The sequence below is a fragment of the Citricoccus sp. GCM10030269 genome (genome assembly GCF_042665635.1).
Taxonomy (GTDB): Bacteria; Actinomycetota; Actinomycetes; order Actinomycetales; family Micrococcaceae; genus Citricoccus.
In genome coordinates, this window is the sequence record NZ_JBHTCV010000003.1 from 22,675 (window position 1) to 43,224 (window position 20,550).

Annotated in this window: 13 protein-coding genes and 1 tRNA gene; 8 read left to right on the forward strand and 6 right to left on the reverse strand. The window is 67.2% G+C overall.

Annotated features, from left to right (window positions below; all coding sequences use genetic code 11):
* Complete coding sequence (locus ACFQQD_RS06685; protein ID WP_378087590.1) at nt 1-1,326, reverse strand: phosphotransferase; 1,326 nt, start codon at nt 1,324-1,326, stop codon at nt 1-3.
* A gap of 166 nt (nt 1,327-1,492) precedes the next feature.
* Here ACFQQD_RS06685 and nudC point away from each other — a divergent pair, with 166 nt between their 5' ends.
* Both nudC and ACFQQD_RS06695 read left to right on the forward strand, forming a co-directional pair.
* Complete coding sequence (nudC, locus tag ACFQQD_RS06690) at nt 1,493-2,497, forward strand: NAD(+) diphosphatase (RefSeq protein ID WP_378087592.1); 1,005 nt, start codon at nt 1,493-1,495, stop codon at nt 2,495-2,497.
* Nucleotides 2,498-2,526: 29 nt separating this feature from the next.
* Complete coding sequence (locus tag ACFQQD_RS06695; protein ID WP_378087734.1) at nt 2,527-4,701, forward strand: ATP-dependent DNA helicase UvrD2; 2,175 nt, start codon at nt 2,527-2,529, stop codon at nt 4,699-4,701.
* Nucleotides 4,702-4,722: 21 nt separating this feature from the next.
* On the opposite strand, the gene ACFQQD_RS06700 is transcribed toward ACFQQD_RS06695, so the two are convergent.
* On the reverse strand, nt 4,723-5,838 hold the full coding sequence (locus ACFQQD_RS06700; protein ID WP_378087594.1) for a ThiF family adenylyltransferase: 1,116 nt from the start codon (nt 5,836-5,838) through the stop codon (nt 4,723-4,725).
* 177 nt (nt 5,839-6,015) lie between these two features.
* On the opposite strand from ACFQQD_RS06700, the gene ACFQQD_RS06705 reads away from it, so the two are divergent.
* Nucleotides 6,016-6,696 (forward strand): M48 family metallopeptidase, encoded by a 681-nt coding sequence (locus tag ACFQQD_RS06705; RefSeq protein ID WP_378087596.1) that lies wholly within the window; start codon nt 6,016-6,018, stop codon nt 6,694-6,696.
* 40 nt (nt 6,697-6,736) lie between these two features.
* Here ACFQQD_RS06705 and ACFQQD_RS06710 read toward each other — a convergent pair whose 3' ends face one another.
* Entirely contained in the window at nt 6,737-8,161 is a 1,425-nt protein-coding gene (locus tag ACFQQD_RS06710) for a zinc-dependent metalloprotease (protein ID WP_378087598.1), read from the reverse strand.
* Between the two features lie 215 nt (nt 8,162-8,376).
* Here ACFQQD_RS06710 and ACFQQD_RS06715 point away from each other — a divergent pair, with 215 nt between their 5' ends.
* The 3 genes from ACFQQD_RS06715 (at nt 8,377) to ACFQQD_RS06725 (ending at nt 13,154) form a co-directional block, all read left to right on the forward strand.
* Entirely contained in the window at nt 8,377-9,534 is a 1,158-nt protein-coding gene (locus ACFQQD_RS06715; RefSeq protein ID WP_378087600.1) for a PDZ domain-containing protein, read from the forward strand.
* A gap of 153 nt (nt 9,535-9,687) precedes the next feature.
* Nucleotides 9,688-12,876 carry a UPF0182 family protein gene (locus tag ACFQQD_RS06720; RefSeq protein WP_378087602.1) on the forward strand — a complete coding sequence of 1,063 codons (3,189 nt, stop codon included), beginning with the start codon at nt 9,688-9,690 and terminating at the stop codon, nt 12,874-12,876.
* A 204-nt stretch (nt 12,877-13,080) separates the two neighbouring features.
* A tRNA-Met gene (locus tag ACFQQD_RS06725) sits at nt 13,081-13,154 on the forward strand.
* A 96-nt stretch (nt 13,155-13,250) separates the two neighbouring features.
* Here ACFQQD_RS06725 and ACFQQD_RS06730 read toward each other — a convergent pair.
* Together ACFQQD_RS06730 and ACFQQD_RS06735 are read right to left on the reverse strand one after the other, a co-directional pair.
* A complete protein-coding gene (locus tag ACFQQD_RS06730) occupies nt 13,251-14,045 on the reverse strand; it encodes a PspA/IM30 family protein (RefSeq protein WP_378087604.1) in 795 nt (264 codons plus the stop codon).
* A gap of 138 nt (nt 14,046-14,183) precedes the next feature.
* Complete coding sequence (locus ACFQQD_RS06735; RefSeq protein WP_378087606.1) at nt 14,184-16,301, reverse strand: TPM domain-containing protein; 2,118 nt, start codon at nt 16,299-16,301, stop codon at nt 14,184-14,186.
* Between the two features lie 253 nt (nt 16,302-16,554).
* On the opposite strand from ACFQQD_RS06735, the gene ACFQQD_RS06740 reads away from it, so the two are divergent.
* Both ACFQQD_RS06740 and ACFQQD_RS06745 read left to right on the forward strand, forming a co-directional pair.
* The gene (locus tag ACFQQD_RS06740; protein WP_378087609.1) at nt 16,555-18,066 is read left to right on the forward strand and encodes a S1C family serine protease; all 1,512 of its coding nucleotides are present in this window, start codon (nt 16,555-16,557) and stop codon (nt 18,064-18,066) included.
* Between the two features lie 23 nt (nt 18,067-18,089).
* A complete protein-coding gene (locus ACFQQD_RS06745) occupies nt 18,090-18,905 on the forward strand; it encodes a PIG-L deacetylase family protein (protein ID WP_378087611.1) in 816 nt (271 codons plus the stop codon).
* Nucleotides 18,906-18,926: 21 nt separating this feature from the next.
* Here ACFQQD_RS06745 and ACFQQD_RS06750 read toward each other — a convergent pair whose 3' ends face one another.
* Nucleotides 18,927-20,498, reverse strand: coding sequence for an anti-sigma factor domain-containing protein (locus ACFQQD_RS06750; protein WP_378087613.1), 1,572 nt, complete (start codon nt 20,496-20,498; stop codon nt 18,927-18,929).
* Nucleotides 20,499-20,550 lie beyond the last annotated feature (52 nt).

Consider the following 20,550-nt stretch of genomic DNA (forward strand, 5'->3'; position numbering starts at 1 on the left):
TCAGGACGACGAGTCGGATTTGCGGTGGACGTCCAGCTGATGGATCTCGTCCAGGTCCAAGGCCGTCGTCGACGTGTCCTCCGCCGGTGTGTCCTCCGACAGCGTGTCCTCCGCTGGCGTGTCGTCTCCTGAGGGGTCCGCAGGTGGGGTGCCCTCTGCCGCGTCATCTTCCGGCGCGAGGTCTTCTGGTTCGTCTGTCTCGGAATCGGCCGTCTCGGGATCAGCAGTCTCTCGATCAGCGATCTCCCGATCGGTGATGACGACATCGTCGTCGTCAGCGTCGTCTGCGTCGTCTGCGTCAGGAACGACCGCTACCGTCTCGTCAGCGTCAGCGTCGACGTCGCTGTCGGACTCGAGGTGTGGCTCCTCCGCTGTCGGAACGGACCGTGGTCCAGGGATGGTCGCGCTGATCTCCTGGCCTCCGTGGGATTCCACATCGTCCTGCAGCTCGTGCAGCATGGCCTCGGCCTCTGCGGCCATCTCCTCGTCGTCGGAGGAGATCCCGCGCACGAGCCACTGGGCCAGGGCGAACTCAGCAGCCAGCACGGCCCGACGCAAGAGATGCTCGTCTCGAGCGGCGGTCGTGCCACGGTGTTGCCAATAAGCCTCCACGACGGCGTCGGTGAACTCGTGGTCTCCGGAGGAGGCCAGCCACGCGAAGTCCTCGGCCGGATCGCCGATATGCAGATCCGTCCACCCGGTGACCGAGACCAGCCGACGCTGATCCAAGAGCAGATTGTCCTCGTGGAGGTCTCCGTGGGCGACGACGGGGGTGAAGTCCCACAGCTCCATCTCTTCGAGGGCGTTCTCCCAGCGACGCAGCAGAACGGCCGGAATCCGGCCGGTGGTGGCGGCCTGGTCCAACTCGTTCAACCGGCGCTGGCGGAACTGATCGGCCGTGTAGACGGGCAGGTCGGCATTCTCGACGACGGCGGCAGGCAAGGCGTGAATGGCGGCAATCACTCGGCCGATGTCTTCGCTGGTCTTCCCTCCGAGCTCCGTCAGGTCTTCGAGCTCCATCTCTTGCCCAGGCATGTCGTGGTAGACGAAGGTGCGCATGCCGTCCCGGCGCACGGCGCCGGCCACGGAGGGCACACGGAAGGGCAGTGCGGCGCGGATGGCGGGGCTGAATCCGGAGAGGACCTGCAGCTCCGTCTCCAGTCGCATGGCGGCTTCCTCATGCAAGGGGGAGCGCACCCTCCAGCGACTTCCCTGGCGGTCGAAGACGACGGCGGCGGAGAAATCCCGTGGATCGTCAGGGGACCCGACCACACCGGTCGGGGACAAGTCCGGGATCGCGGCGCTGGCCAAGGCAGCAAGTTCCATGGGCGTACGGTTCACATCCACCACCGTACTTTCCCGCCCATCCCCGGGGCTCGCTCGGGCGCGGCGAGTCGCCGAATGCCGTGCAGAACCCCCCCCGCTGGACCCAGCGTCCACAAGCCCCAGAGGCCCGACGGAGGAAGTCCGGAGCGGGCGGTACCGTGGAGGTATGCGCTCTCTGGACGAAACCCTGCCTGCTCTCGGACGGCTCCCGCTGGCCCGGGAAGACGTGGACCGGGGCTGCGAAGTCCGCTCCCGTGAAGGCTGGTTGGAGGAGGTGTGGAACCGTCCCGAGTGCCGCGTCCTATGGCTCAGTGGCGGTCGGGCACCGGTGGTCGGGGGACGGCTCGTGCTCGTCCGGCCCGAAGGAGAACTGCCGGAGGACGCCGTGTACCTCGGTCGGTCGAGCTCCGTGACCGCGGCCGAGAACCCGGATCAGGGAGATGACAGCCGGGCCGAGCTGATTCTGTTGGTGGCCGATGACCATCCCACGCTCAGCGGGGGAGAGGCCGGTGGTACGCGAGTCGAGGACCCGGACCAGGTGGCCTGGGTGGGACTGCGCGACGTCGCCGCGGCCCTGACCGATCGGGATGCCGGAGTGTTCGTGGAAGCCGTGGCCATCGCCAATTGGCATGCTGGCCACACCCATTGTCCCCGCTGTGGCACGCCGACCACCATGAGTCACTCCGGCTGGGTCCGCGTGTGCCCGCAGGACTCCTCGGAGCACTTTCCCAGGACGGACCCGGCGATCATCGTCACCGTCACCGACCGCGAGGACCGTCTGCTCTTGGGCAACAACGCGGCCTGGGGCCCAGGCTTGTACTCGACTCTCGCGGGCTTCGTCGAACCGGGTGAGTCACTGGAATCGGCTGTCGTCCGGGAGATCCACGAGGAGTCCCATCTGGTGGTGCATTCCCCGGTGTATCTCGGATCCCAACCGTGGCCTTTTCCGCAGTCGCTCATGCTCGGTTACACCGCCGTCACCGAGCGCCCTGAGGACGCCGATGCTGACCGGGACGAAGTTGCACACGTGCGGTGGTTCACCCGGGACGAGTTGGAATCCACGGTGGCCAGCGGCGAGATCAGGCTTCCGGGGTCGGCGTCGATCGCCCGGGCCTTGATCGAGCACTGGTTCGGTGGGCCCTTGCCCGAGCCGCGCACTCTGGAGAATTGAGGACCGTGCAGCACGGAGCCAACACCCTGATGGAAGACCACGACATCCTCGCCGGACTGGACGCCGAGCAACGACAGGTCGCGACCACGCTCAACGGCCCGTTGTGCATCTTGGCCGGGGCCGGGACCGGAAAGACCAGGGCGATCACCCACCGCATCGCCTATGGCGTGCAGACCGGAGTGTACGAGCCGCAACGAACGCTGGCCGTGACCTTCACCGCGCGGGCGGCAGCGGAGATGCGCACGCGGCTGCGGGATCTGGGAACACACGGCGTTCAAGCGCGAACCTTCCACTCCGCAGCCCTGCGCCAGCTGCAGTACTTCTGGCCACAGGCTGTCGGCGGTGCCGTCCCCGAACTCGTCGAGTACAAGGTGAACCTTCTCGCGGAAGCCGCCCGCCGACTGCGCACCAGTACGGACCGGGCGTCGCTGCGAGACCTCGCCGGGGAGATCGAGTGGGCCAAGGTCTCCATGCGCACTCCGGACAGCTACGCGGCAGCGGCAGCGGGACGGGAGATGCCCTCGGGCTGGGACGCCAACGGCGTCGCGCGCCTGTTCCAGGGCTATGAGGACGTCAAGACGGATCGTAACCTCATCGACTTCGAAGACGTTTTGCTGCTCATGGTGGGCATCTTGGAGACAGAACCCAAGATCGCCGCCCAGGTGCGCGACCAGTACCGGGTGTTCATCGTGGACGAGTACCAGGATGTGTCCCCGCTACAGCACCGGCTCCTGGATCTCTGGCTCGGCGGCCGGCAAGACCTGTGTGTGGTGGGCGACGCGTCACAGACGATCTACTCGTTCACCGGCGCGACGTCCCGCTTCCTGCTCGATTTCCGGCGTGAGTACCCCGACGCGACGATGGTCAAACTGGTGCGCGACTACCGGTCGACTCCGGAGATCGTCCACGTGGCCAATCGCTTGCTCGCCGAACGCACCGCTCAACGGGTGCCCGTTCCCGGCCCGGACGGTCAGCGGGGTCCCATGCCTCGGTGGGCGGAGCCACTGGAGCTGATCTCCCAGCGCGACCACGGACCGGAACCCGAGTTCGCCGAGTGCTCGGACGACGAGGCCGAAGCCGGGTGGGTGGCGACTCGAGTCAAGCAACTGCTCGAGGAAGGCATCCAAGCCGCGGAGATCGCGGTGCTGTTCCGCACCAACGGGCAGTCCCAGGCCTTCGAGTCGGCCTTCGCCGCGGCGGGCATCGGGTACCAGCTGCGCGGCGGTGAGCGGTTCTTCTCCCGTCGTGAGATCCGCGACGGGATCCTGCAATTGCGCGCGGCGGCCCGCTCCGCGCAGGACGTCTCCGGCGACCAGGTCCCGGGCAGGGTGAAGGACGTGTTGGCCTCGCTCGGGTACACGGAGACGGCCCCGCAGACCTCGGGAGCCACGCGAGAGAAGTGGGAATCACTCAACGCGCTCGTAGCCCTCTCGGAAGAGTTGGCCTCCTCCCGTGGTGACGGGTTCACCCTCACGGACCTGGTGGCCGAGCTCGATGAGCGAGCCGCCAGCCAACACGCGCCGACCGTCCAGGGGGTCACGCTCGCGTCCTTGCACTCGGCCAAGGGCTTGGAATGGGATGCCGTCTTTCTGGTGGGCCTGTCCGAGGGACTCATGCCGATCAGCTTCGCGGACACCCAGGAGGACATCGACGAGGAACGTCGTCTGCTCTACGTCGGCATCACTCGCGCGCGGCTGCGACTGTTCCTGACCTGGACTCTGGCTCGGGGCACCGGCGGGCGCTCCACCCGCAAGCCGTCGCGGTTTCTCGACGCCCTCGATCCTGAGGCGGACTCTCGTCACGGCGCTCGGGGAGCCCAGGACCGACGTCGGGCGGGCGCCTCCGGCGGTGGCGGAACCGGCGGACGTCCGTCGAGCCGCAAGCGAGCGCGTCAGCAGCAGTGCCGCACGTGCGGGACCGTCCTGGAGACTGGTGCGGAGCGCAAGACCGGCCGCTGTCTGGACTGTCCACCGAGCTACGACGAGGAGCTGTTCGAGAACCTCAAAGCGTGGAGATTGAGCACGTCTCAAGCGGAATCGATGCCGGCCTTCGTGGTGTTCACTGACGCCACGCTCGTCGCCATCGCCGAAGCCGAGCCGAAGACGCCGGCCGAACTGCTCCGCATACCGGGCGTCGGCTCCTCCAAGCTGGAGAAGTACGGACAACAGGTGCTGGAGCTGGTCAACGGCACGCCGACCGCCTGACCTGTTCCTGAGAGTCTTGGGTTAGCCGGCGTCGGCACACCCGCAGTCGGGATGGTCGGGAACGCCGAGGGTGTCGACGCGGCTGCCGTCGCCGTGCAACCGCAGCACGACGCCGGTCGGCGCGGTCCCGGTCTCAGCCCACCGGGTGGCCTGCCGGGCCGCGAGAGCCCCGGCGACCGTCGCCAGCGCGAGGTCCTCGTTGCCGGCACGCTGGTCCAGCAGGGCGGTGTTGCGGAGCTGGCGGTAGGGATCGGAGTCCTGGGCCGCGAGGTCCCAGCACAGCGGACAGCCTCCGGCTCCGGGGATGAACCAGGGGCCGATGAGCGCGTCGTCATCGCGCAGCACCACGGGCAGCACGGGGTGATCTGCCGCCCGAGCCAGCGCGACGAAGTCATAGTCCACCGCTCCACGGGTCACCGAGACCGAGACCGTGCCTGCCGGTCCGGGACGCTCCGGCGATGTCAGCGGCAGGACCACCGTGCCCTGGCCGGCGTCCTCGAGGCGTCGGCTCAAGGCGACCGGCCGGCTCCGCCCCAAGTCTGCGGCGCGGTAGCCGGTGCCCAAATCGGCGGCGGCCACGGTGCATCGGTCCCAGAGGACCAACCGACCGATGCCCGTGGAGGCCAGCACGCCGGCCAGTACAGCGCCGGTGCGGCCCAGGCCGAGCACCTGCACCTGTGTCGCCCGACGCCGAGCGAGCAGTTCCGCGGTGCGCTCTTCCGTATCGGTCGCCTGTGCGAAGACCACGGTCGGATCGGGCTCGGCGGCCGTGGACGTTTCAGCGGTCTCCTCCGCCGCCGGTAACGGAACCGGCACGAGAGGATCGAGGGCCAGGGCCAGTCCGAGGTCCTCGGCCAGCAGATCGGCGGTGTGGCCGGCACCGTGCTCCACGGGCGGGTCATGATGACGCAGGAACTCCTCCAGTGCGCCCTCCAGTTCTCGGGCAGCGGCCGGATCGAGCGCGCACTTGCGGGCGGTCTCGGCCTCTCGGCCATCGAGGATGCCGCTAGCCAGTTCCCGGAGGTAGTCCAGCGCCGCGGGAGAGCAGCCGGACAATTGAGTCGAGCGGGCACCGGACCCGATCTGGACGGTGTCCGATGTCACGTGAAGCAGTGACAGTCCGGGGTCGAGGCGCATCGGATCCTCCCGTGATGATCGGTGGTCGGCCTGCACCCAAGGGGCCGGTGGGCCGGCGACCCTTCCGCTGGGGCCGCGTGTTCATCGTGGCATCCCTCGTCGCGGAACCGCCTCGGTTATCCACAGGTTGCCGGCTCATGGACCTGGCGAGGCGGCGTCGACGGCAGAATGGGGAGCGTGACTTCTTCGGCTTCTTCTGCTTCTTCGTCTTCGTCCCGGACCTCCTCGTCTGCCCAGGGCCGCCCAGCGTCGGGTACCGGCCGTCGTCGTTCTGCGGGGCGGACGAGGAATACCCGGGAGATCGAGGACCTGGAGGTGGACGGCACACCGGTGCGACTGGTCCGGTCATCGCGGCGCACGCGGACAATCTCGGCCTCCTGGCGGGACGGCCGCATCCAAGTCTCCGTCCCGATGGGGCTGGGGAGCGAGGGGGAGCGCGAGTGGGCCCGGAAAATGATCCAGCGGGTGGACTCGCGGCAGCAACGGGGCCAGCCGTCAGACCAGGATCTGCTGGACCGCGCTCGCCGACTGGCACGGCAGTGGTTGGACGGAGAGGTCGAACCCCGAGAGGTGGTCTGGTCCACGCGGCAGCAACGCCGATGGGGATCGTGCACGCCGACGACGGGACGCATTCGGATCTCCGCCGACGTGGCCTCCATGCCCGGCTGGGTCCTGGACGGTGTCCTGGTCCACGAACTGGTGCACCTGAAACACGGGGATCACTCCGCGGAGTTCCACGCCCTGGCCAACCGCTATCCGCGGCAGCAGGAGTCCATGGCCTTCCTCGCCGGCGTCAGCTTCGCCTCCGGGCGCGGACTATCCGGCCCTGACGGCGAGCCGGACGGTGCCGTGGACTGAGTGGAGTGGAACCGCTGCAGCACCACCGAGTTCCACCGGATTACGAGTCCCGGTCCGATCCCTCGTCGAAACCGCCCTCGAGCAGTTTGCGCAGTTCGTCGTCCAGCCCGGCCGCTTCCTGCTCCCTGGCCTCACGGCGGCGGACGTAACCCTCCGGGTCGTCGAGGTCCTCTGCGGTGGGCTGCAGATCGGGATGCTGCCAAATGCCGTCTCGGTATTCACGCCCCTGGGCCTGTTCGATGGTCTCCCACAGGGTGGCGGCCTCACGGAGCCGCCGCGGGCGAAGATCGAGTCCGACGAGCGTGCCGAACGCGTGCTCAGCGGGACCGCCGGTGGCGCGCCGGCGATTGATGGTCTCGCGCAGCGCGTGAGCCGAGTCCAGCGGCTGGGCCGCCTCAGTGACGACCACGTCGACCCATCCCTCGATCAGTGCCAGGGTTGTCTCCAGCCGCTCCAGGGCCGCCTTCTGGGGGCCCGTGGGCTCCGGGATGAAGGAGACACCCGTGAAGGCGTCCTGCATGGATTCCGGATTCGTCGGGTCGATCGAACGCGCCGCGTCCTCGATCTTGGTCATGTCGATGTGAACCCCGGCGGCATATTGCTCGATTGCCGCGTACAGGTCGCGCTCCAGCCACGGGGAATGGACGAACAGCCGCATGCGGGCCGCTTCGCGCAGTGCCAGGTAGATCCGGATCTGCTCGTCCGGAACCTCCAGGCCGTCGCCGAACTCCTCGATGTTCACCGGGACCATGGCCAACTCGTGACCGACCACGGGGAATCCGGAATCCGTACCGGAGAGGACCTCCTGCGCCAGAGCGCCCACGGCCTGACCCAGTTGGAGACCGAACATGGTTCCGCCCATGTTCTGCAGCATGGGCTGCAGTCCGCCCAGCATTCCCTGCATCTCCTCCGGGACCTGTCCGGGCAGCTGGTCCTTCATTGCCCGGCTCATGGCTTCGGACATGGACACGGCGACCGGCTCGGTCAGCCGCCGCCAGGTGTCCATGGAGGCCTCCACCCACTCGGCCCGTGACCACGCCTTGCCGAGGAGGCCGGTGGCCTCGACGTCGGTGGCTCCGTCCAGCCAGAGTTCGGCCAGGCGCAGTGCCTCGTCGATCTCTTTCCGGGCGAAGGAACCCACCGTGGGGTCTTGTCCGGCCGCCGCCTGACGGGCCGACTGCTTGGCCAGAGTCCAGTTGACAGGGCCGTCCTCGGGAGAGGACTGCATCATCGCCTGGAACTGCTGCATCATCTGGCCCATCATGGCCGGATCCAGCTGGGAGGGATCAAAGGGAAGGCCGCCGGCACCCGATCCGCCGGCACCAGTGCCGGACCCGCCCAGCTCGCCGAGAGCCCGGCGCAATTCCTCCGGGTCGGGACCCCCCTCGCCGAACATGCGACGCAGCATCTCGGACAGCGGGTCTTCACCGTCGGGGGAACCGGGACCGTTCGGAGGATTCGTCATGCACTCCAGGGTATCGGCGCAGGCTGGGCCGTGTCCTCAGTGAAACCCTCCGGTTCACTGTGGGCGCACTGTGCACGGGCGCACATCGGGTGCCGACAACCCCTAGACTGGTCGTCAGACCACAACGGCCCGCCTTGGGAGGGTCGTACGCCTCTGCCCACGGGGACGGTGATCCTGCCGACCGGGGCGTTTCTTGAAAAGACAGGTGCCCTGACGTGTCAGAGACCGGACACCAGCCGCCGCCGACGTCGGCCGTGCCTGGTTCCGCGATCGCGGACCGGGGCGCGGAGCCGCCGATTCAGCTCACCGCGTGGTCCCAGAACGCTCGAACGGCACGCCGCCGACGGCGTGCCATGACCGTGGCGGGCGCCGTGGCGGGAGCGCTGACGCTGACCGCCGTGGCTCTGCCCACCCCCTACATCGTGGAGTCGCCGGGTCCGACGTTCAACACCATTGGCGAGTTCGACGGTCAGCCGGTGATCACGGTCGATGGTGCGCCGACCTATCCCACAGAGGGCAACCTTGATCTCACCACCGTCTATGTGGACGGGCCGCCGACCGGATGGACCACGTTCCTCGACGTGATGACCAGTTGGGTCGATCCAGCGCAGTCGCTGATCCCGAAAGAGTTGCTCTACCCTTCCGGCACCACCTCGGAACAAGTCAATGCCGAGAACAGCGAAGCCATGACCACCTCGCAGAATTGGGCCGTCGCCGCTGCACTGGAGAACCTCGGTATCGAGTATCGGCAGAGGTTGTTCGTCTCCGATTTCACGGCCGAGTCCCTGGCAGAGGACGTCCTGCAACCACAGGATCAGCTGGTCTCGGCGAACGGAGGCGAAGTGACCGGTTTGGAGGGGCTGAAGAACCAGCTCAACCAGTCCGGAGGCGCCCCGGTGGAATTGGGCATCGTTCGGGACGGCGAGGAGCTCAGCGTGGACGTCCCCGTGTTCGAGGGACCCGAGGGAGACTGGTTGATGGGTGTCTTCCTGGACTCGGATTTCGAGTTTCCCGTTGAGGTCTCCATCACGCTGGAGAACGTCGGCGGACCGAGCGCGGGCATGATGTTCGCTCTGGGAATCATCGACGAGATGACCCCTGGAGCCATGGCGGGCGGGGAGCACATCGCCGGCACCGGGACCATCGACCCGGATGGGACCGTCGGTGAGATCGGCGGCATCGTTCAGAAGGTCACCGGGGCCAGCGCGAGTGAGGCTGACTACTTCTTGGCGCCGGAGGGCAATTGCGCCGAACTGATCGGACATGTTCCGGACGACATCGAGGTCTACGCCGTGGGCACCCTCGATGACGCGCGTTCGGTCGTCGAAGCCGTGGGGAGTGGTGCGACGCCAACGGCGCCGACGTGTGGTTGAGAGGTGTGGTTGAGACGTGTGGCTGAACCACGTCGGAATGCGCAGAGAACACCAGCAGGATCAGGACGAAGGATGCAGACTTCGGTGGCCGTCAATGCCACCAGTGCAGTGCACGATACGACCGGCGCCAGTGGCGCAGAGGGGTAAGGACACGTGAGTTTCGGACAAGGGTTTGGCGGTCTCTTCGGGGGACCGGACGAGGGCCGTGGCAATGACCGCGGTTCGGGTGGTTCAGGCGGGTTGTTCGGCAGTGGTTCCGGGGGGTCGTCTGGCCCGAACGGACCGGGCAATTCGAGTGGCGGCGGCCGTCCGGGTCAGCCGGGCCGACCCGGCGGCGGTGGCCGTTCTTCGTCCGGTGGTCGCTCCGGCCCCCGGCGACCATCCGCGCTGGTCCTCACCATCGTGGTTCTGGCCGCGCTCGTGGTGCTGTTCATGTTCTTCTCGGGCATCTACGCCGATGTTCTCTGGTACAACCAGATCGAGTACTCCGAGGTCTTCTGGACGGAGATCTGGACCCGTGCCGCGCTGTTCGTGATCGGCGGTCTGCTCATGGGCGCCGTCGTGTGGTTCTCGATGTGGATGGCCTGGCGCGCACGGCCGAGGGACCTCCAGAGCCAGACGCGCGACTCCTTGGCGCAGTACCAGCAACAACTGGAGCCCATGCGTCGACTGGTGTTCATCGGGATTCCCGTGGTGATCGGTTTCTTCGCCGGTTCAGCCGCCATGAATGCGTGGCAGGACGTCCTGTTGTTCTTCAACCAGGAGCCCTACGGTCAGGTCGACCCCGAGTTCGGGCTCGACTACAGCTTCTACATGGCCACCCTGCCGTTCTTGGGATTGGTGCTCGGATACCTGATCTCTGTGGTGCTGATCGCCGGCATCGCCGGGCTGTTGGTCCACTACCTCTACGGCAGCATCCGGGTGAAGGAACAGGGCGGCATCGTCATCGAGACGCCGTCCCGCGTCCACCTCGGAGTGTTCGTCGCGCTGTTCCTGCTGATGCAGGCTGGCAACTATTGGCTGAACCGGTACCGCACCCTGCAGTCGCAGAACGGCAGCTGGGCCGGCGCCATGTACACCGACGTCAATGCCGTCATCCCCACGTCCGCCATCCTGGCCGTCGCGGCCGCCCTGGTGGCCATTCTGTTCATCATCACGGCGATCACCGGTCGGTGGCGGATCTCGCTGGTCGGTACGGCCGGTCTGATCATCGCCGCGATCGTGGCGGGCGCCGCCTACCCGTTCCTGATTCAGGAGTACCAGGTCCGCCCGTCGGAGGTGACGCTGGAGCAGGACTACATCGCCCGGAACATCGAACACACCCGGGAGGCCTATGGGCTCTCGGAGGTGGAATCCACCCAGTACGCCGGCCGTACCGACGCCGAAGCCGGAAGCCTGGCCAATGAAAGTGCCAACACCGAGAACATTCGCCTGATGGACCCCAACCTGCTGTCCAGGACCTTCGGTCAGCTGCAGCAGTTCCGTCCGTACTACGGCTTCCCGGACACGTTGCATCTGGACCGTTACGAAGTGGACGGTCAGAAGCAGGACACCGTGATCTCGGTGCGTGACATCAACGTGGACCCGACGTCCTCCTGGGTGAATCAGCACATCACGTACACCCACGGCTATGGCGTCGTGGCCGCCGACGCTTCAGAAGTGGCGGCCGGCGGGCGGCCCTCATTCCTCCTGTCCGGGATTCCCTCGGATGGTGCTCTGGGCAGTGATGAGACCTACGAGCCGCGCATCTACTTCGGTCGGAACTCCCCGAGCTACTCGGTCGTCGGCGCCCCGGAGGGTGCTCCGGAGCGCGAGCGCGACCGGCCCCAGGACGCGGCGAGTGAGCAGGACACCACGTACACCTTCTCCGGCGACGGTGGACCGTCCGTGGGCGGTTTCTTCCATCAGCTCGTGTACGCCATCAAGTTCGGCTCCACGGAGCTGTTGTTGTCCTCGGATGTGAACTCCGAGTCTCAGATCCTGTACGACCGTGACCCCTTGGAGCGCGTTCAGAAGGTGGCGCCGTACCTGACCGTTGACTCCAATGCGTATCCGGCCATCGTCGAGGGCCGGGTGCAGTGGATCGTCGAGGGGTACACCACCTCCAGCGACTTCCCGTACTCGACAGGGCAGCAGCTCGATTCGGCCACCCGGGACGCGTTGAACACGGACGCCGGGGCCAACCTGTCCGGGCAGGTGAACTACATCCGCAACTCGGTCAAGGCCACCGTGGACGCCTACGACGGCTCGGTGACGCTGTACGCCTGGGACGACGAGGACCCGCTGCTCAAGGCGTGGCAGAAGGTCTACCCGAACTCCCTGAAGCCGTACTCGGAGATGAGCGCCGAGCTCATGGACCACATTCGCTACCCGGAGGACATGTTCAAGGTGCAGCGGGAGTTGCTCGGCCGCTACCACGTCACCAACCCGGTGGACTTCTATGAGAACAACGATGCGTGGTCCGTCCCGGTCGACCCGACGCAGGACGACGAGTCGGTCAAGCAGCCGCCGTACTACATGTCGCTACGGATGCCCGGCAAGGACGAGCCCGCGTTCTCGCTGACCAACACGTACATCCCACAGCTCACCGAGGGATCGCAGCAGCGGAACGTGCTGTACGGGTTCTTGTCGGCCAATGGTGACGCCGGCACGGGCCGGGACGGTGAGAAGTCCGAGGACTACGGTCACTTGCAACTGCTGGAACTGCCCCGTCAGACGGCGATCCCGGGACCGGGGCAGGCGCAGGCGAACTTCGACTCCAACGCCCAGGTTTCGCAGGAACTGAACCTGTTGCGTCAGGGCGCTTCGGAAGTGATCAACGGCAACTTGATCACGCTCCCGGTGGCGGAGGGCATCCTCTACGTTCAACCGGTCTACATTCAGTCCACCGGTCCGACGTCGTACCCGACGCTGCGCAAGGTGCTCGTGTCCTATGGCGACGAGGTGGGCTTTGCCGACACCTTGCAGGGCGCCCTGGACCAGGTGTTCGAGGGTGATTCCGGGGCGAAGACCGCTGATGGTGAAGACCCGAGCGAAGGCGAACCGGGATCAGAGCCGCAGGTGCCTGAAACCCAGAGCGCGCAGGAGAAGCTCGCTCAGGCCCTCCAGGACGCCAACGAGGCCATCCAGGCGTCTGAGGAGGCGCTGGCCAACAGCGACTGGGCCGCCTACGGCGAGGCCCAGCAGCAGCTGAACGACGCGCTGTCTCGGGCGACCGAGGCGGACGAGGCGATCCGTGGCGAGAGCTCGGGAGAAGCTGAGGGCACTGAAGGGGCCGACGCCCCTGCCGATGGCGAGCAGTCCGCGCCTCCGGCAGAGGGTGGCGACGGTACCGAAGGCTAACTCTCGAGCACCTGAGGGCGGCGTGACGTCGCCGTCAGGCGCCGGCGTACTGTGAGGCCGTCCCCGGCTGTTGTCGGGGGCGGCCTCAGTGCGTGGATGAACCGGGGATGGCGCCGCAGTAACGCGCGGGTGGCGGGTAGTCGACGTGAGGATGAGCGCCGATTTGAGTTCAGGCACTTAGGCACGTATAGTCGATGGAGTCGCCGCGGGGTGGAGCAGTTCGGTAGCTCGCCGGGCTCATAACCCGGAGGTCGCAAGTTCAAATCTTGCCCCCGCAACGAGAAGGAAAAACCCCCGAACCTTACGGTTCGGGGGTTTTCGCTGTCTCAGGCTTTCCGCCGATTCGCGCGGGCTCCCAGACTCGGTTCGAGGACTCAGTTCGAGGTGGTGGCGCCCTCGGAGTAGTTCAGCTCGTTCTCGCCGGTGTCCGCGTCGGCGCCGGCGGTCAGGGACTGCGTTCCACCGGCCTTCAGCGCGGCCAGACGAGCCTCGACCTCGGTCTGCTCACCCAGATCCTCGAGTGATTCGAACTGGGCGTCCAGGGAGGAGGAAGCGAGCTCGTTCTGGCCACGAACGCGTGCCTCCTCACGACGGACCTTCTCCTCGAAGCGGTTGACCTCAGAGGCGGGATCCAGGATGTCGATGGACTTCACGGCGTCGTGCACGGCTGCCTGGGCCTCCGTGGACTTCGCACGGGCGACCAGCTCGTCCCGCTTGGACACGAGCTGACGACGCTTGTCCTTCATCTTGTCCAGGCCGTCTTTGAGCTTGTCCACGATCTCGGTCTGAGAGGCGATGGTCGGCTCAGCTGCCTTGGCCGACTTCTCTGACTCCATCTGCCGCTCGATGGCGATCTTGGCCAAGTTGTCGAACTTGTCGGCGGAGGCGGTGTCACCGCTGCTGCGGAATTGATCAGCCTTGGTGGAAGCCGCCACCGCCTTCTGGCCCCAGCTCTTGGAGGCGTCCAGGTCTTCGTTGTAGTCGTCTTGGATCATCCGCAGGTTGCCGATGGTCTGGGCCACGGCGGCCTCGGCTTCGGAGATGCTGTTGGTGTAGTCGCGGACCATCTGGTCCAACATCTTCTGCGGGTCTTCGGCCTTGTCCAGCATCGCGTTGATGTTGGCTCTGGCCAGGGTTGAAATTCGGCCGAAAATGGACTGCTTTACCACGATGTCGCCTTCCAATCGTTGCGTGAGGACCCCGGCTTCTCCGGAGCTGTGTCTCCCGTGCCCCACTTCCGGGCGTTGGGCCCCGGCACCGGGAGGTGCCGGAAATGTGGTGGTGTGCCGGGGACCGGCACCACGTGCTTAGAAACTACCGCCGACGCCGTCCCCGAAGCCACCGCCGAAGTCGCCCCCTCCCAGGCCGCCACCGCCGAAGCCACCGAAGCCGCCGCCGCCCCAGTCACCGTGGTCGTTGTCGCCCCCGAGGATGCCTCCCATCAGGATGCCCCCGAGGAGGGCTCCTCCGAGGCCGGCGCCCATGCCGCCCCCGCGGTGGCCGTAGCCGTAGCCACCCGGGCCACCGCCGTATCCGGCTCCGGCCATGCCGCCGCCCCACTGATGCAGGTCCTGCTGGGCGAGATGACTGGCGCGGTCGGCCAGAGAACTGGCCTGATTGGCCAGGTTCAGAGCGGTCACCGGGTCCTGCCCGGACAGTCGGACGGATTCCTGCAGGGTCCGCTCGGCCTCTGCCAGCTTGGTTCGTGCCTGACTTCCGACCGCGCCCCGACGGGCGGCGATGAAGTCCTGGGTTCCGTCGATCTGAGCCTGGGCCTGAAGGGTGGCCGACTGCAGCGCCGATGCCGCCCGGCGCTCCTGCTCTTGCCGGTCGCGGATGCCCGAGAGTGGGGCGTCGAGCTGACGGTGTGCCTTCTCCAGTTGCCGCAGAAGGTTCAACGGGTCCGGCCGGCCACCGGCGATCTGAGACTTCACCTGGCTGAGAGTCTGTTCAAGGCCAGCGATGGGCCCGGCGAGCTCGGGATGGCGGCCGGCGTCGACCAAGGCTTTGGCCTGAGCCAGGTCCTGGGCGGACTGACTGACGCCGGTCTGCAGGTTCTCCATCGACTGGTCGAGGTGCCTGCCGGCCTTGGTCACGGCCTCGACGAGGGTGGTGGTCTGGGAGATCGCTTCTTCGCCCGCTCGGATGGCCATCACGGCACGAGAAGCGTCCGACGCCGCCAAGGACTCCTCGCCCTTCTCGATCGCCGAGCGCACGAACTCCAGCCGCTCGCGGGCCTGGGCGGCGTTGTCGTTCACCTCGACCAGCGCCGAGTCGGCATACCTGGAGTGCAGTTCCACCAGGCGCTGTTCGGCGTTGGACACGGTGCCCGCCACCTCGTCAGCGCGCGCGCCCAAGGACTGCAGGGCGGACTCAGCGTCCTTCTCCAAGTGCCGCAAGTCGTTGAACTCTTTCTGGTGAGCCGACAGTGACTCGTTCACCGCCTGGCAACGGGCGATGATGTCTTTGAGCCACGCGCGCTGCTGAACCTCCGTATCCGGAATGTGGTCGTCCAGCTGGTTCTGCAGCTTGAACGATTCGCGCATGTGGTCCTTGGCCACCTCGATGTCCTCGCGGAAGGTCTTGACTGCCTCTTCGCCATAGGACGCCAGAGCGAAGCTCACCTCCTGTTCGGAGGAGCGGATCGCATCGTCCGCGCCCACGAGCATGGAGCCGGCCTTGGTGCGCAGTTCGTCGACCGACATGGCGTCCAGCGGATCCTGTGGCTCCTGGGAGGCACGGAGTCCCGTGCCCGCTTTGCCCTGTTCGGCGTTCTTCTTGTTGTTCCGCCGGACAAGTAGGTAGCCGCCGCCGGCCAGTGCTGCGACCGCCACGCCCCCCGCGATCCAGCCGCCGGCTCCGCCTTCGCCGGAGACTCGGCCGTCTGCGGCATCCTCAATGCCGTCGACTGCGGACAAGGCGCTGGCTGCCCAGTCGTCTCCGCCGGCCGCCGGGAGGGCGGGCACGATGTACTCCTGCGCGATATCGGATTGCAGGGGCTGGATGCTGTTCGCCTGGTCGGCGTCGAATTGATACTTGCGCTCGTCGACGGCGATCGCGAGCACCGAGTCCATCGACCCCGTCCCTTTCGCTTCTGCCACTGCGGTGACCCACTCGCCCTGGGGCATCGACTGACCGTTCTCGTCCGTGAATTCGTCCACGTAGACGACAAAAAGGTTCTGACCCTCCTGAGAGCGCAGGTCGTCGATGGCCTGTGTGATCTCGTCTTCCTCGGCGGAACTCAGGACCTGCGCCTCATCCACCACGAAGACGCCCGGTGGAATGTCCACGGGCGCCTCTGCCGAGGCTGACTCGGCCAGAGCCAGTCCAGCGGCCACTGTCACAGCGGAGGCGCCGAGGACGCTGGTCGCCAGCACGGCAGGGGAGAGCCGGCCGGGTTGCACCGCAAGGATCTGAGACTTCATGGATCACCCTTCATGGGGCAGTGTGGGGACGAGGCTTCACTCAGAAGTCTATGGGGGCATGCAGAGGCTCGCCACGAAAGTGAATGCGCCATGGGTGAACTACAGAGCATGCTCCCAGGGTCCGTTCAGTGAATATCATCAGATCGGACAGGATGGCGCGGCAGTATGGACGATGCATCAGGACCGACTGGTCAGTGCCAGTCCCCACCATCAAGGCCACCTCGACCGGGGCACCGGCAGGAAGGACACAGCCATGAACGACGCGGACCACAACAGCCCCGAGGGCAACGGACCTCTCGGGGAGAGGAATCCGGTCCCCCGGCGTCCTGACACGCCCCCGTCGTCGGGATCTATGTCGGCCAGCCGTGATCCCTACCCCCGGGCCGATGCCACGCAGTCGCTGCCACGGACGGAACAGGCGGGCTCGGAGACGGCCACCGAGCCTCAGCCGGCCCGCACGGACCCACCCCGCACGGAGCCAGCCCCCGCGGGCACGAAGCGCCGCACCGTCGGCGTCGGCACCCTGATCGCGGGCATGCTGGTGGCCGGGCTCGCCGGCGGCGGTGTTGCCGCCGGCGTCAACGCGGCGGCCGACAACGGTGCCAGCGAGCCCGCCGGCAGCAGCGTCCAGGAACAGAATCACGGCCTGGAGATCAACCGCTCGGAGGATGCCACCGCCATCACGGCGGCCGCAGCCAAGGCGGCCCCCTCCGTGGTGACCCTCTCCGTCTCGGACGGACAGTCAGCCGGATCCGGCTCGGGAGTGGTCCTGGACGACGAGGGACACATTCTGACGAACACGCACGTGGTGACCCTCGGCGGTCAGACCGGAGACGCCGACGTCACCGTGCAGACGGCCGACGGCAATGTCCACCGGGCCAGTGTGGTCGGCACCGATCCGAAGTCCGATCTCGCCGTGGTCAAGGTCGAGGCCGAGGACCTCACGCCGATCGAGATGGGCAAGTCCGGAGAGCTGAACGTCGGCGACGCGGCCGTCGCGATCGGCGCCCCGCTCGGACTGTCCGGAACCGTCACGGACGGCATTGTCTCCAAGCTCAATCGGACCATCTCGGTGGCGTCCTCCGCTGTGCCAGAGGACGATGCCGAGGGCGGCTCCGAGGACGAGCCGGAGTTCCGTATCCCCGGCTTCCCGGCGCCGGAACAGCAACAGCAGCAGGGGTCCATCTACATCAACGTCATCCAGACGGACGCCGCGATCAACCCGGGTAACTCGGGTGGCGCGCTCGTGGACTCGGAGGGTCGGCTGATCGGTGTCAACGTGGCCATCGCCTCCGCCGGTGGTGGCTCCTCCTCCACCGATTCCTCCGGGAACATCGGCGTCGGCTTCTCCATCCCGGTGGACTATGCCCGGCGCGTCGCTCAGGATCTGATCGAGAACGGTGAGGCCACCCACGGATTCTTGGGGGTCTCCGTCACCCCGCAGCCGGCCAGCCCGGAGGGGTCAGACGACGAGGCCCAGGCCAGTGGTGCAGACGCCGGCGATCAGGCTGCGCTGGCTTCAGGCGGCTTCAGCGCGGGAGCTCGCGTGGTCTCAGTCGTGGACGGTTCCCCGGCGAGCGAGGCCGGCCTGAAGGAGGACGACGTCATCACCGGTGTCGGCGACCGCCCGGTCGCCGACAGTCAGTCGCTGACGGCCGTGGTGCGCGAGTACCCCGAAGGCGGTACAGCCACGGTGCACTTCACGCGGGACGGCGAGGAACAGTCCGTGGACGTCACCTTCGGCTCCGATACGGAAAGCGGCTGACGGCGCAGGGCACCATAGAGGACATGACGTCCCTGCCCTCGTCCGCCGACCTCGCCGCCGACCACGGATGGGCCACCGTCCTGGCCTTCGGCGCGCATCCGGATGACCTGGACTTCGGCGCCGCCGCCACCATCGCCGGCCTGACGCGGGCCGGCGTCGCGGTGACCTACGTGGTCATGACCGACGGCGGGGCCGGCGGATTCGACGCCGAGCACCATGACACCATCACGGAGCGCCGTCATCAGGAACAGCGCGACGCCGCCGCTCACCTCGGAGTGCGAGACGTCGAGTTCCTCGGGGAGCGGGACGGCTACCTCGAACCCTCTCACGACGTCGTCGGTCGCGTGGTCGAAGCGATGCGGCGGCATCGGCCGGACGCGGTGTTCAGCATGCACCCCGAACGTGACTGGAGCCGGCTCCAGAGGTCGCATCCCGACCACCTGGCGGCCGGGGAGGCGGTCGTCAGGGCGAGTTACCCGGCCGTGGAGAATCCCTTCGCCTATCCAGAACTCCTCACCAGCGGCCTGGACGCGTTCCACTTGAGATGGTTGGTGCTGTATTGCCATCCGGCAGAACGGACGAATCTGGCCGTGGACGTGACCGGGTTTGAGCACGACAAACTGGCGGCCCTGCGGTTCCACTCCTCACAGCATCCGGACGTTCCCAAGATGGAGGCATTCGTGCTGGACGGCATGGCTCGGGCGCACCAGCAATGGTCGACCTCCGGAGAGGCCGGTGACGTCGTTCCCGTGGCCTCGGGCGGAGACGGCGGTCGGCGCTACGCCGAGACCTTCCAGCTGGTACGCGTCAACGACTCCACCACGATCAGCGGCTTCTGACCCGCGCAGGCCGGTCCGGCGCTACTCCTCGGTGGATTCCTCCGTCGATTCCTCGTCGGACGGTGAGGGCGTGCTGTTCGGGTGACCGCCGTACACCGGTCCCTGGGTGACCTGGTGGATGAGGTTCACGCTGCCCAGCGGCGCCGACGTCGGAGTCTCGGAGCCGCCGTCGGGTTCGGTGGTGATCGCCAGCTCTTCATACTGCTCCACACCGCGGAACGTGACCGGATCCTCCAGATCCTCCAACGAATAGGTGCCGAGGCTGTGTGGCGCCGAGCCATCGGTCGGGAACAGCCACAATTGATAGACGCTGCCGTCCTCGGGGTGGGGCAGGCCGGCGAAGGTGATGTAGGCCATGTCGTTGTCCTTGGAGACATTGCCCTGCATCGAACCGCCCTCGGCCAGCGCGATGTGCTGGGTGGTGAAGGAATCCTCGGCATTGTCCACGGTCGCCACGACGTTGGGGCCGAGGATGAGCCGCACGACCATCCAGACGCCCACGGCGAGCACCAATAGGCCCGCGACCACCAGCATCCATTTCTTGACGGGCCGTGTGCCCCACCGGCCGGCCGAGTCATCGCTCTGGGACGGCGCCAAGCCGTCCATCAGACCCATGCCCACATCCTGGGCGGGAAGTCGGTGCAGCAGGTCGTCCAACAAGTCCGACGGCGGCTCGTGCGCCAGTCCGCGAAACGCCCACGTGACGGTGCGGCGGGCGCCCTCGAGACGGGCCCTCCACAAGGTGGTGAACTCCGGCCCCTGCTGGGCCAGGAACCGGTTCAGTTCCTCGTGTTCGGCCTCCGGCAGGGCGTCCAGCGCGACGAGGTCGGCCCATTCCTTGGCCAGACCGTTCTCGAGGTCCTGGCTGAGATTCAGCGTGAAATTGCGCGTCGTGCCCGTGCGGGCCGCGATCTCCGGAGTGACCGTGCGCTGCATGACCGGGTCGTCGTTGCTGGCGCGACCGAGGAACTTCTCCTGGTAGCGCTTGGAGACGCGCTGGACGGCGTCCCGCAGGCGGGACTTCACCGTGGGCACGGCCACCCCGAGCTCCTCGGCGACCTGCCGGTAGGTCCGGCCCCCGGCCCAGGCCAGTTCCAAGGCGGCGAACTGGGCGGGGGTCAGTTCGGTCAAGACCGTGGACGGGTCATGCGCTTCCACATCGGTGACTCCGGCATGCTCCGGCAGGAGTCCGGTGCCGTACTCGGGGAGCGCATCGGTGCGGACGAGCCGTGTCATCGTCTCGTGAGCCAGCACCTCGAGCCAGCACAGCACGGAACGATGACGGGACGCGACCGAGTCATCGTCGAAATGCTCGTGCGAGGCGGACTCCCACACGCGCAGGTACGTCAGGACGGTGGCCTCGGCAGCATCGTCCTCCGAGGCGAAAATGGCACGGGCCAGCCCGTAGACCCAGCGGGCGGTGGCGTCATAGAAGGCGGAGAACGAGGCCCGGTCGCCTTCACCGGCGAGCTTCAGAAGATGATCGAGCCCGGGCAGGCCGAGGTCCGCTGCGGTGGGTGTGGACGACGGTGTAGAGCTCGGCTCAACCGGCGGAGTCGTGCGGTCGGGCCGACCGGGGGAGTGTTCTTCCATGGTGGTTCAAGCATAGGAACGCTTTCCACCGGGACCCCACTGCCACGCGGGT

Bases quoted from the DNA above. Each gene is read 5' to 3' on its own strand.
- ACFQQD_RS06685 (WP_378087590.1), bottom strand. From the start codon at position 1,326: ATGGAACTTGCTGCCTTGGCCAGCGCCGCGATCCCGGACTTGTCCCCG.
- nudC (WP_378087592.1), top strand. From the start codon at position 1,493: ATGCGCTCTCTGGACGAAACCCTGCCTGCTCTCGGACGGCTCCCGCTG.
- ACFQQD_RS06745 (WP_378087611.1), top strand. From the start codon at position 18,090: ATGACGTCCCTGCCCTCGTCCGCCGACCTCGCCGCCGACCACGGATGG.
- ACFQQD_RS06700 (WP_378087594.1), bottom strand. From the start codon at position 5,838: ATGCGCCTCGACCCCGGACTGTCACTGCTTCACGTGACATCGGACACC.
- ACFQQD_RS06750 (WP_378087613.1), bottom strand. From the start codon at position 20,498: ATGGAAGAACACTCCCCCGGTCGGCCCGACCGCACGACTCCGCCGGTT.
- ACFQQD_RS06735 (WP_378087606.1), bottom strand. From the start codon at position 16,301: ATGAAGTCTCAGATCCTTGCGGTGCAACCCGGCCGGCTCTCCCCTGCC.
- ACFQQD_RS06695 (WP_378087734.1), top strand. From the start codon at position 2,527: ATGGAAGACCACGACATCCTCGCCGGACTGGACGCCGAGCAACGACAG.
- ACFQQD_RS06710 (WP_378087598.1), bottom strand. From the start codon at position 8,161: ATGACGAATCCTCCGAACGGTCCCGGTTCCCCCGACGGTGAAGACCCG.
- ACFQQD_RS06740 (WP_378087609.1), top strand. From the start codon at position 16,555: ATGAACGACGCGGACCACAACAGCCCCGAGGGCAACGGACCTCTCGGG.